Genomic DNA, 11,830 nt, shown 5'->3' on the forward strand with positions numbered 1-11,830 from the left:
TTTGACACGATCAAAACCGTACCGGCTGCTCAGCTTTTGAGCAGTGCACCAAGGATGCGAGGCACTTCCGCCGTGGCTGCCGCCAGGTGGGCGAAGATTTCTTCGATGCTGATCTCTGCCTCGTCGCCACAGCCTGCGGCAAAGTTGGCTACCAGCGCAAGGCACGCGTATTCCAGATCCAGCTCGCGGGCCAGTACGGCCTCGGGCATGCCGGTCATGCCGACCAGGTCGCAACCATCACGCTTCATGCGGGCGATCTCCGCGCGCGTCTCCAGGCGCGGGCCCTGTGTTGCACCGTAGCAACCGCCATCAATGACAGCGATGTCAGCCTTGGATGCCGCAGCGATCAGCGCACGGCGCAGCGACTCGGTGTACGGCTCGCTGAAATCGATATGGCGAACTTCGGCGCCTTCGACGTCGCAAAAACTCGTGTAACGATCGTAGGTGTAGTCGATGACCTGATCGGGCACCACGATGACGCGCGGCCCCATGTCCGCACGAATGCCACCCACCGCATTGACGCCAATCACCCGGCGCGCGCCCAGTGAGTGCAACGCCCACAGGTTGGCGCGGTAGTTCACCCGGTGCGGCGGCAAGGTGTGGCTCTCGCCGTGGCGGGCAAGGAAGGCCAGCTTGCGACCGGCGAAGTCACCCATCACCACGTCGCCCGAGGCGGGCCCGAAGGGCGTATCGACGGTGTGTCGCGAGGCGTTCTCGAGACCGGGGAAGTTGTACAAGCCGCTGCCGCCGATGACGGCCAGGTCGATGCTCACGGTGTGTTCCTGTCTGCGTTCAAAAGTCTTCCTGCGATGAAGCGCGACAGCCCGAGGCCGCGCGCAGCAGGACCTTGCTTATTTCAGTGCGTAGATGCCAGGCAGGTTGCGTCCCTGCTCGTGGTAATCCATGCCGAAGCCGAACACGTAACGGTCCGGCAGTTCCACGCCGTTGAAGTCGGCCTGGATACCTTCCACGAGGCGATCGTGCTGCTTGGTGCAAAGGCTGGCCACCAGCACGCGGCGCGCGCCACGGCGCATGCAGTCGTCGCGCACGGCCTTCAACGTGTGGCCCTCGTCGAGAATGTCATCCACCAGCAACACGGTGCGTCCGGCCAGGTCCACCGCCGGCTCGCGCAGCCAATGCAACTCACTGCCCGACGTGGCGCCGCGATAGCGCGTGGCGTGCACGTAATCGAACTCGACGTCGGTGCGAATGGCGAGCGCCAGGTGGCCGGCAAAAATCAGCGCACCATTCATGACGGTGAGGAAGACCGCACGCTCACCGTCCAGTGCGGCGTCGATGTCGCGCCCCATGGTGGCGATGACCGATTCGAGCGTCGCGCGATCGAACAGCAGATCGGCCTGGGCGAGCGCAGTGGCCAAAGAGGGAGTAGATGAAGTCATGCCGGTGTTTGTCCTTCCACGGCGTTGAGCGCCGTGACGCGCGCGATGAAACGACCGCGCTGTGGGTTGTCGTTGAGGCTGTCCCAGGTAGAGGCCACCGCGCCACGCAGGGCACTGATGCGCTCCGGTGATGTCGCCGCCCTTCCCTGCACGGCGGCAATGGCTTCGTCCACCACGTCGGGAAAACAGGCGAGCACCAGATCGCAACCCGCGTCGAGGTGTGCACCGACACGTGCCGCTGCACCACCCGCAGCGCCAGCCGCCGCCATGCTGATGTCGTCGCTGATGACAGCGCCGTTGAAGCCGAGCTCGCTGCGCAGAATGTCCTTGATCCAGCGCGAGGAGAACCCGGCGGGTTGGGCGTCGACCTCGGGATAGATCACATGCGCCACCATCACGGCTTCGGCATGTGCCGACATGCCTTCGACGAAAGGCACCAGATCATCCCGTCGAATGACATCCAGCGGACGCGGATCGATGGCCGTGGCCTTGTGCGTATCCACCGCAACCGAACCATGACCTGGAAAATGCTTGAGCACCGCCGCCATGCCGCCCAGATGCATGCCTCGCACATAGGCTTGCGCCAGCTCGGCGGCAATCGCCGGATCGGCATGGAACGCGCGCGTGCCAATGGCCGCGTTGCCGCGCGCCAGATCGACCACCGGCGCAAAACTGAAGTCCACGTCGCAGGCGCGCAGTTCGCTGGACATCACCCAGGCGTGCTCTTCCGCCAGGCGAATCGCATCTTCGGGATCGCGGTCGTACACCGCACCCACGGCCGACAGCGGCGGAAGGCGCGTGAAGCCGTCACGGAAACGCTGGACGGGGCCGCCTTCCTGATCCACCGCGATCAACATGTCGTCGCCGCCCACGTCACGGATGGCATCCACCAGCGCCATCAGCTGATCGCGCGAACTGAAGTTGCGGGCGAACAACACCACGCCCGACACGCCAGGCGCCTTGAGCCATGCGTGCTCGGACGTCGCCAATGTCGTACCCGCCAGCCCGATCATCAGCATGGCTGCGATTCTCCTGCGGCCTGTCGCTCATCCTGCGTCCACTGCGCATAGGGATGAGCAATGAGATTGACGTTGTAGTAGCGCGGCAAATGACTGACTTCGCGCCCCAGCCAGCTTGGCCTGGGGAAAGCGGCGTCCTGCGACGGCAGCTCAACCTCCGCCACGACGAGGCCGGCATTGGCGCCGAAGAATTCGTCGATTTCGAACAGTGTGCCGTCGACGATCACGTGATGGCGGATTTTTTCCACCACGCCATCGCACAGCTCGGCCAGCATCTGCTCGGCATCGGCGATGGATACGGGGTATTCGAATTCCGCGCGCTCGATGCCCAGCTGCGCCGACTTGATGTTGAGCCATGCGCGCTCACCCGTGCGACGTATGCGCACCGACGCTCGCGCCGTGCCGTCGTGCAAGGCCTGCGCACTGACCAGGTAACCCTGCGCAATGCGCTCGCTCTCGGACACGGCATCACGCCAGCCGTCGCCGCTCAAAAGGAATTTGCGTTCGATTTCGATGCCCATGCTGCGACCGATGATTGGGGGGATATGTGACGGTGCGGTGAAGGCCCAAGGGCCTGCGATGGATCAGCGCTCGAACAGTGCAATCGACTCCACGTGCGCGGTATGCGGGAACATATCCATCACGCCCGCCGCGCTCAAGCGGAACCCGTGCTTCTGCACGAGAATGCCGGCATCGCGCGCCAGCGAGCCGGGATGGCACGACACGTACACGATGCGGCTCGTTTCCTTGTGCGGCAGATATTCCAGCACCTTGTCCGCGCCGGCGCGCGGCGGATCGAGCAACAACTTGTCCCATGGCTGGCGAGCCCAATGGGCGTGACGCTGGTCCTCGAAAAGATTGGCCACTTCAAAACGCGCGTTCGTAATGCCGTTGCGCGCTGCGTTCTCGGCCGCACGCTCGACCAGGTCGTGCTCGCCTTCCACACCGACCACTTCGGCCACGCGACGCCCGATGGGCAAGGTGAAATTGCCCAGCCCGCAGAACAGGTCGAGCACGCGATCCGTCGGTTGCGGATCGAGCAACTCCATAGCGCGCGCCATCATGCGGCGATTCATGCCCGCGTTGACCTGCACGAAATCGAGCGGACGAAATTCCAGCTCCACATCCTCGATTGCCGCGTTGTCGCTGGGAATGCGGAACGCCAGCCGCGGCGCTTCCGGCCACAGCGGATGCACGCTGGTCACGCCGCCCGGCTGCAGATAGATGGCAAAACCGTGCTGCTTGCCGAACTCGACCAGCAGCGCCTGATCGCGCCCGGTGAGCGGCACCATGTGGCGAAACACCAGCGCGACCACATCATCGCCGGCAGCAAATTCAATCTGCGGAATGTCGGACGCGGCATCCATGCTGCTCACAAGCTCGGCGAGCAAGCCGATCTTGGGACCCAGGGCCGGATGCACCACTTCACATTGGGTGATGTCGGCGACAAAACGCGGGTTGCTCTCTTCACGGAAGCCCACGAGGACGCGCCCCTTCTTCGCCACCGAGCGCACCGACAGGCGACCCTTGCGTCGATAGCCCCACGGCTCATCGGTAAGCGGCGGCAGCCAGATGTCCGGCGCCACCTTGCCGATGCGCTCGAAGTTGTCCTTGAGCACGCGCTGCTTCACCTCGATCTGCGAGGCCGCATCCAAGTGCTGCAGGGAACAACCACCGCACTGGCCGAAATGACGGCAACGCGGCTCGACGCGGTGCGGCGAGCGCGTCAGCAACTCCACCACTTCGGCCTCGTCGTAATGACGGTGGCGCTTGCGAAGGCGCAGCTTGACGTCTTCGCCCAGCAACGCGCCGCTGACAAACACGGCCTTGCCGTCGATGCGGGTGACGCCTTTGCCTTCGTGGCTAAGGTCGGTAATGGTGGCTTCGAATTCGTTCATCGTGAAAAGCTTCTTCCAGAAACGCGCGCGCCCGGATCAGGGACCCGGGCGCAGAGATCGGGCTGAAGCCGATCTCCAGGCCCGCATGATGGCGGGACAAGAGACGGGCGGCAGGCGGGCGAGTGGGTACTTCTGCTTCCAGGCGCCCGAGGAGTCCTGATAATACCAGCCCTGTCGCGCCCGCTCGATCCAGCCCTTGGCGAACGTGGAGCGGATCTGCGCCTCCCACTCCGGATGGTTGTTGGCATTGGCCACCTCGCGGTACAGCGCGTTGCGGTCCCGATTTTCATCGGCGACGGCAGCGTTCACGCCGGCGCGCTGATCCAGCGGAACCTTGCCGGCGTCACGCACCGCCACCAGGCCATCCTGGGTGAAACCCACCACGCCGCTGTCGAACAGCGGCGTGAGCGTGTCGCGGAAACGGGCCTGCATGCGGCCATGAATGGCCTCGGTGGTCGCCGTCTGGATACGCAGGTTCGGCGTGTCGGCGGCATAGGCAGCCGGAATCAGCAGATCGAGCAGCATGGCGGACGGCTGGCTGCTTTTCTTCACTGGCTGCGCCGGCTGGTCGTCTTTCGGCGTGGTCGCTGGCGTGGTGTTGTCCAGCACGGTACCAATGAACTGATCGGCAGCCTTCTGTGCCGCCGCCTCGGGGAAGTACACGTTGATGGTGACGCACCCCACCATCGCCACCAACAGCGTGGTCAGCAATCCATAGACAAGCTTGCGCATGATCGACTCCTTCGGGGATGGGGATGGTGCCGAGCGTCCGCACGATCAGGCGGGATCGCTCTAGTGGACTTCCGGTCCGTTGCCTTCAATGGCGGACTTCAGGCGGCGAACGAGCGTCGGCCAGTCGACCTGTGCCTGGTGACCGATGACTTGCAGGCGAGGCAACCCGCTGCCTTCGACAATAGTGTAGCCGTCGGCATCGCTGTCGAGCCCGCCCATATGGCATACCGACGCCTGCAACGTGCAATTGAGACCAATACGCTTGTAACCAAACGTCTTGAAAAGCTTGAGCACGGCACCCTGCAAACCCGCCGCCATACCGCCACCACCCACCGCAGTGAGATTGTTCACGGCGCGCTGGCTGATACGACCGCCGCTGCCGGCCAACAGGCTGGCCTTGAATGCCACCGGGTTCCAGTTGACCAGGCGCAATTCATTGACGGAGCCGTCCATACGGCCAGTGATGTTGCCGAAGTCGAACACGCTGGTGATCGCCGCCAGATCGAGCTGCCGCAGCTGCACATCGCCGGTCAGCACGGGGCTGGGGCCAAACGGACCTTGCAGGCTCAGCCGCGTGATGTCGACGAAACCATCGAACACATTGACGGACAGGCCACCTTCGAGCTCGAAGCGGTCATCCACCCAGCGCAGCGCCGGAATGGCGCCGCCGAGTGTTCCCGGGAATTCGGGCCAGCCCATGGCACGCGAGAACGCCGCCATGTCGATGCCCGCGAATGCCAGCGACGTTTCCAGTCGACGCCCCTTGGCCGCGGCCGGACGCCATTCCAGGTCACCGACATGCACGCGGCCATTGAGCAAGGGCACATCCACGGCGTGTTGCAGGCTCAGCGCACCGCCGCGGCTCTGCCACCGCATCTGCGTGGCGCCGTTGGGCATGCGGTAGACCTGCAAGGCCTGCCAGCTCAGCGCGGTCGCGGGTCGATCGGCGCTGGCATTCCAATCCAGGCCGCCACGCAGGCCCTTTACAGCAAGGCGGCCCTCGGCGTCGGCAAAGTCCAGGCCGTCCGTGTCGAAGGCAAAGCTGCGAAGGCCATCCGCGCCCAGGTCGAGATTCCCGCTGAGCTGCCCATCCACGCGGACATCACGCAAGCCGAGCGTGGCCAGCCACGCCTGTCCATAGCGCTGGTAGGCCGCCGGGAAACGCGACTGCAGGCGGTCAAGTTTCAGTTGCTGCAATTCACCCTTGGCATTGAATGCCATGGCGCCATCGAGCTGCAGCGCATCGGCATCCGCCACGCGCAGGCGGCTGAAGTCGACCGCACCGTTGCGCGTGGCCGCCGACAGGCTCAGCTGGACGGAATGATCGGGCAGGTGCGCGAAGATCGGCCCCAGCAGCAATTCCCCGCCACGCAAGCTGGCGTCCAGATCGATGCGCGACGGGCCACTGGTGGTGTCGAGATTGAGCCGGCCATTGCCGTTCACCGCCTGCCCGGCCAGCGCGCCACCGGGCGTATCGAACCCGCCACCACTCAGCGCAAACTGCCCCGATGCCTGGAGCCCCTTGTCCTGCAGGTCGAGCGCCATGTCGGCATCGAGCTTGCCGCCCGTAACGCGCCCGGACCACACGGTGCTCAACAGACCCTGCAGCCATGCCAGCGGCACGCTCTTCAGGCTGATCTGCGCATGAGTGGGCTGATCCAGCGGCAAGGCCGTGCTGCCTTGAATAGCGCCCTGGGTGATATCGATTTCCAGCGTGTTGGCTGCCTCGTCGATCACCATGGATACCTTGGCGTTGCCGAGCGCACCACCCGGCGCGCCCGCCAACTGCGCCGTGCCATCAAACAGCCATCGCAAGTGCGTGTCCCGCTGCAGGACACCGTCCAGCTGCACGCCGATGCGCTTCCAGCCCATCGCCGGAACGTCCGCCTTGGCCGCCTTCAGGCTGAGCTTCAGGCCGCCCTGGCCGTCCTCGCCGATCTGCGACTGCACACCCTGCATTTTCAGCCCGGGCACGCTCCCCGCCTTCGCAGCCAATGCCACATCGGCGCGCGCCGACGAGGACAGGCCCGCCCAAAGCAGGAGGCAAAAACCGAGCAGCAGGTGGCTTGATGTGACACGCATGACGCGCCATTCTGCCAAATTCAGATGAACGACACGGACAAGTCATGCAACACACGCTTTCCAGCGACGTTTCGCAGGCTCGGGGAGCGCCCACCGCCATTCGCGCCCTGGTGGCGGATGACGACCCGAGCAGCCGCTTTTTTCTCGTGGAGGCGTTGCGCAGCCTCGGCCTGGAAGCCGACGCCTGCCATGACGGCCCTTCCGCCATCACCATGGCGCCCCAGCAAGCGTTTGACCTGCTGCTGCTGGACTGTCGCATGCCTGGCGCCGGTGCCGTCGAGGTGCTGGCCAGACTCCGCGGTGACGCCACGGCGCATTCCACGGATTGCACCGCCGTAGCCACGAGCGCCGAAATGGACGTCGCCGAACGAGAGCGCTTGCTGGCCGCCGAATTCAGCGAGGTACTGCAGAAACCCTGCAACGTGGCGGACCTGCGGCGCATCCTCTCGCTGGTTCAGGCGGGTGTGTCTGCGCTGCCTTGGCTTGATGATGCACAGGCCCTCGCCACCATGGGCGATGCCGACGTGGTGAAGGCCATGCGCACGCTTTTGCGCGTGGAGCTGGCCTGCTTCTACCAGGACCTGGATGCGCTGCGGAGTGACACGGCGGCGTTCGCCGACCGCCTGCATCGACTTCGCTCTTCGTGTGGCTTCTGCGGCGCCGCCGCGCTTGGCGTACAGGCCACCCTTCTGCAACGTCATCTCAAACTCGGCCACGCCGGCTCACTGGCACCGCTGTCGCGCTTTCGTCGCTCGCTGCTGGCCACCATCGACGCCCTCGGTGCCGAAGGCAACGACTGACGCCATCGCATGCTCAGCGACGTGACATCGCCGCACCGAGCACATGCCACGCTCGCAACTCACCGCCGCCAAGATGAAAGCGAATCACCTCGCGCATCATCACGCGCAAGGCGGACAGTCCGGCTGTGTCGGGCATGGTGTCATCCATCAAGGCCAGCAGATCCGAACCCCGCAACGCGTGCGGCGTACCCGGCCGACACGGTGACGGCCCCTGCTCCACCACGTAGCGATAGCCCTGGTCGGGATCGACCGGCTCGCCCGACTCGGCCTCGAAAGCCAGCTGCAAACCGTAGCCTGCCGCCTCCAGCAGATCGCGCTCGAAGCGCCGCAGGCTCCATGCCAAGGGCTCGCCGCCTGCAAGTCGGGGCAGCGTGCGTGCATAGGCATCGAAAAGATCCGGAAGCGGATCTTGCCTGGCGGTGAGCCGCACGATCAGCTCGTTGAGATAGAGCCCGGCAAGACCGGCGTCGCCAATGAGGCGCAACGGCATGCCCGCCCCCTCGGCCGATTGCAGCGTGGCCAGTTCGCCACGTTGCAACAGGTTCAACGACAGCAACTTAAACGGCTCCAGCTGCGCACGCTGCAGGCGCGCCCGCTCGCGCCTGACACCTCGGGCGACCACGCCGAGACGCCCGTGATCCCTGGTCAGGCATTCGAGCAACAGCGATGTTTCGCGATAAGGTCGCGAATGGAGTACGTAAGCCGGTTGCTGCTCGATGCGCATGACGGAAGCTTCGAGCTAAGCCATGCGGGCTGGCAAGAGAGCCACTGGCGCGTCATTCCGCGGGCGGGCCATGCGCAAGTGTCCCGCGCCAGGCACGACAAGGCTCAATCGGTGTAGCCGAACTTCTTCAGCATGGTTTCGTCGTCCACCCAGCCTTCGCGCACCTTCACCCACAGGCGCAGGAACACCTTGCGCTCGAAAGCGCGTTCCATATGGCGGCGTGCCGACGTGCCGATGGCCTTGAGCTGGGCGCCGCCGTTGCCGATCACGATGGCCTTCTGCCCGTCGCGTTCCACCCAGATCACCGCGTGGATTTCGGCCACGCCGTCTTCGCGATCCTTGAACTGCTCGATCTCCACCGTGGTGGCGTAGGGCAGCTCCTGATCCAGGCGCAGCATCAGCTGTTCGCGCACCATTTCGGCAGCAAGGAAACGCTCGCTGCGATCGGTGATTTCGTCTTCGCCGAACACTGGCGGCTGTACCGGAAGGCGCTTGAGAATGCCCGCCTCCAGATCCTTCAGGCCCTTTTCCTTGAGCGCGCTGACGTAATAGACATCGTCAAAGCTGTGTCGCGTCATCAGCTCCGCCACGAAGGGGAGCATGGTCGACTTTTCCTTGGTCAGGTCGACCTTGTTGATCACCAGCAGGCGCGGCACCTTCTGCTCGACCAGCGCGTCGTACAACGCCTCGTCTTCATCGGTCCAGCGCCCGGCTTCGATCACCTGCACCACCAGGTCCACTTCGCTGATGGCCGAGCGCGCCGCGCGGTTCAGGCTGCGGTTCATGGCGCGCTTGGCGCCGCGATGCAGGCCTGGCGTGTCGACGTACATGATCTGTCCGGCTTCACTGGTGGCGATGCCCAGAATGCGGTGACGCGTCGTCTGCGGGCGCGGGCTCACGATGGACAGGCGGAACCCGATCAGCGCATTCAGCAGCGTGGACTTGCCCACATTGGGACGTCCGGCCAGCGCCACCGTGCCGCAGCGGAAGTCGGCGTGGGGAAGCTCGGCGGGCGCACCGAGGTCGAGTTCGAATTCGTCGTTGTCGTTCATGAGTTCAGTTCCTGCAATCGACGCAGCACGGTTTCGGCGGCGTCCTGTTCGGCGGCGCGGCGGCTGGAGCCCCGACCTTCGGCGCGAATCGGCGCCGGCTCGTTGATTTCGCACGAGACGTCGAAGGTCTTGGCGTGGTCTTCGCCGTGGCTGTCGATCAGATCGTTCTGCGGCAAGGACCAGCCGCGCGCCTGCAGAAGCTCCTGCAGGCGGGTCTTGGCGTCCTTGGACGACCGCGGGATGGCCGCGATCAGGGGTTCAAAAATCGCCCGGACCACACCACGACAGGCCTCGAAGCCCGCGTCCAGGTACACGGCCGCCACCAGTGCCTCGAAAGCATCGGCGAGGATGGATTCGCGGCGAAAACCGCCGCTCTTGAGTTCGCCCGATCCCAGCTTGAGCTCGTCGCCCAGTTCCAGGTCACGCGCAAGCACCGCCAGGGCCTGTCCGTTGACCAGTTGCGCGCGCAGCCTGGAAAGCTCGCCCTCACTGGCATTGGGATGAGCCTCGTACAGCAGTTCGGCCACCATGACGCCCAGCAGGGCGTCGCCGAGGAACTCCATCCGCTCATTGTTGGGCTTGCCGGCGCTGCGATGAGTCAGCGCCAGCTGAGCGAATGAGGGATCACGAAAACGGTAGTCGAGCTTGGTCAAATCATGGGCCTGCGATCAACCACTGGCGCCTTGCATGGTCACGCTCTTTTCGAAGTGCACCAGGAAGTCGATGTTGTACAAGAAGGGAATGCGCTTGTCGTAACTCACATTGACCAGGGTGGCGTTGCCGCTGCGCGAAATGTTGATGTCCTGCGGCGTGATGGTGTCATCGCTCACGTACTGGAAATCGAACTTCTTCATGAGATCGTTGCGGATCTCCTGCGGGCTCTTGCTTCCGCTTTCGGAGGTGAGCTGGTTCATGGCCTTGGTGACACCCATGTACTCGGTGTAGGCCGGGAACAGCTTCATCACCATGAAGGCGAAAAAACCCAACACGAGCAGCATGATGAGAAAGCCGATCAGTGTGACGCCCGTCTGTCTTGTTTTCATAGTCCCCTCGCTATGTCGCCTTGCGGCGTAATGCCGGCCTGATGGCCAAGCGCCACCGGCGCGCCCGGTTGGCGGCGTCGGCGCGCTCATTGTCGCCGCAAGCCGCCAGGGACGTCACCCGGTCACACGACCATGCCCGTCACGCTTTTAGTGAATGATCGTGCCCATGCGATGGAACGCGATGCCAGACCCCGTCCAGCTCAGCCAGATCAGGAATGCCTTGCCGGCCAGGTTCTGCTCCGGCAGGCAGCCCCACCAGCGGCTGTCCGTACTGTTGTAGCGGTTGTCGCCCATGGCCAGGTAGCAGCCCTGCGGCACCACCAGCGGCACGTGCGGATTGGGCAGCGGCGGCGGGACCGTGTAATTGGGCATGCGGGCCGTGAGATGGTTCACCACGCCACCCTCGCCGTTCGGCAGGTGCTCGTTCCACACCGTGGCGCCCATTTCCAGCATCAGGCGCGACTCGGCGCGCTTGGGGTCGCCTTCATAGGGACCGACCAGGTCGGCCGCCACCGGCTCGCCGTTCACGATCAGCTGGTCGCCGTGCATCTCGACGCGGTCGCCCGGCATGCCGATGACACGCTTGATCCAGTTCTGGTTGGGCACCGGTGCATGCGGGTCGGAGCAGCTCTGGTCGCCGCTGCGCACCAGCTTGCCGCCGTCTTCGCAGAGGTAGCCCGGGAAGCGGAATACCACCACGTCGCCGCGCTTGGGCTCGCCCAGGCTCACGAACTTGTTGTTGAAGGCCGGCAGGCGCAGGCCGTAGGAGAACTTGTTGACCAGGATGAAATCGCCCACATCCAACGTCGGCATCATCGAGCCCGACGGAATGCGGAACGGCTCGGCCACGAAAGAGCGGAGCACCAGCACGACCAGCACCACCGGAAACAGCGAACGCGACCAGTCGACCAGCACCGGCTCGCGCACTTCCTGCCCGGCCGAGTCGGCCTTGGCCTTGCGTGCCTTGTAGAAGAACAGGCGGTCCAATGCCCACACCACGCCGAACAGCACAGTCAGGCCAAGCAGAATCGCCGAAAAATCAAAATCCATTGACAGCTCCTCAGGAGCGGGGGACGGGGG

13 protein-coding genes are annotated in these 11,830 nt (G+C 64.6%); 1 reads left to right on the top strand and 12 read right to left on the bottom strand.

What is annotated here, in order from left to right:
- Positions 1-29: 29 nt before the first annotated feature.
- The 7 genes from DK366_RS12015 to DK366_RS12045 form a co-directional block, all read right to left on the bottom strand.
- A complete protein-coding gene (locus DK366_RS12015; RefSeq protein WP_109125790.1) occupies positions 30-773 on the bottom strand; it encodes an S-methyl-5'-thioinosine phosphorylase in 744 nt (247 codons plus the stop codon).
- A 78-nt stretch (positions 774-851) separates the two neighbouring features.
- Positions 852-1,400 (bottom strand): hypoxanthine-guanine phosphoribosyltransferase, encoded by a 549-nt coding sequence (locus DK366_RS12020; RefSeq protein WP_109125791.1) that lies wholly within the window; start codon positions 1,398-1,400, stop codon positions 852-854.
- The gene (gene nagZ / locus DK366_RS12025) at positions 1,397-2,419 is read right to left on the bottom strand and encodes a beta-N-acetylhexosaminidase (RefSeq protein WP_109125792.1); all 1,023 of its coding nucleotides are present in this window, start codon (positions 2,417-2,419) and stop codon (positions 1,397-1,399) included. Before nagZ ends, DK366_RS12020 begins: the two co-directional genes overlap by 4 nt.
- Positions 2,413-2,940, bottom strand: coding sequence for a CYTH domain-containing protein (locus DK366_RS12030; protein WP_109125793.1), 528 nt, complete (start codon positions 2,938-2,940; stop codon positions 2,413-2,415). The genes nagZ and DK366_RS12030 overlap by 7 nt, the downstream gene beginning before the upstream one ends.
- Before the next feature lie 63 nt (positions 2,941-3,003).
- Positions 3,004-4,317, bottom strand: a complete 1,314-nt coding sequence (gene rlmD / locus DK366_RS12035) for a 23S rRNA (uracil(1939)-C(5))-methyltransferase RlmD (RefSeq protein WP_109125794.1) — start codon at positions 4,315-4,317, stop codon at positions 3,004-3,006.
- 36 nt (positions 4,318-4,353) lie between these two features.
- Entirely contained in the window at positions 4,354-5,049 is a 696-nt protein-coding gene (locus DK366_RS12040) for a YdbL family protein (protein WP_109125795.1), read from the bottom strand.
- Between the two features lie 60 nt (positions 5,050-5,109).
- Positions 5,110-7,131 (bottom strand): DUF748 domain-containing protein, encoded by a 2,022-nt coding sequence (locus tag DK366_RS12045; protein ID WP_109125796.1) that lies wholly within the window; start codon positions 7,129-7,131, stop codon positions 5,110-5,112.
- A gap of 44 nt (positions 7,132-7,175) precedes the next feature.
- Here DK366_RS12045 and DK366_RS12050 point away from each other — a divergent pair, with 44 nt between their 5' ends.
- Positions 7,176-7,931: a response regulator gene (locus DK366_RS12050; RefSeq protein ID WP_109125797.1), complete on the top strand. Its 756-nt coding sequence runs from the start codon at positions 7,176-7,178 to the stop codon at positions 7,929-7,931.
- Positions 7,932-7,944: 13 nt separating this feature from the next.
- Here DK366_RS12050 and recO read toward each other — a convergent pair whose 3' ends face one another.
- The 5 genes from recO to lepB form a co-directional block, all read right to left on the bottom strand.
- The gene (gene recO, locus DK366_RS12055; protein WP_109125798.1) at positions 7,945-8,655 is read right to left on the bottom strand and encodes a DNA repair protein RecO; all 711 of its coding nucleotides are present in this window, start codon (positions 8,653-8,655) and stop codon (positions 7,945-7,947) included.
- Positions 8,656-8,759: 104 nt separating this feature from the next.
- Positions 8,760-9,707 carry a GTPase Era gene (era, locus tag DK366_RS12060; RefSeq protein ID WP_109125799.1) on the bottom strand — a complete coding sequence of 316 codons (948 nt, stop codon included), beginning with the start codon at positions 9,705-9,707 and terminating at the stop codon, positions 8,760-8,762.
- On the bottom strand, positions 9,704-10,360 hold the full coding sequence (gene rnc / locus DK366_RS12065; RefSeq protein WP_109125800.1) for a ribonuclease III: 657 nt from the start codon (positions 10,358-10,360) through the stop codon (positions 9,704-9,706). Before rnc ends, era begins: the two co-directional genes overlap by 4 nt.
- Before the next feature lie 15 nt (positions 10,361-10,375).
- On the bottom strand, positions 10,376-10,750 hold the full coding sequence (locus DK366_RS12070; RefSeq protein WP_109125801.1) for a DUF4845 domain-containing protein: 375 nt from the start codon (positions 10,748-10,750) through the stop codon (positions 10,376-10,378).
- Between the two features lie 147 nt (positions 10,751-10,897).
- Entirely contained in the window at positions 10,898-11,800 is a 903-nt protein-coding gene (gene lepB, locus DK366_RS12075) for a signal peptidase I (RefSeq protein ID WP_109125802.1), read from the bottom strand.
- Positions 11,801-11,830 lie beyond the last annotated feature (30 nt).

Source organism: Dyella sp. C11 (assembly GCF_003121485.1).
Classification (GTDB): domain Bacteria; phylum Pseudomonadota; class Gammaproteobacteria; order Xanthomonadales; family Rhodanobacteraceae; genus Dyella.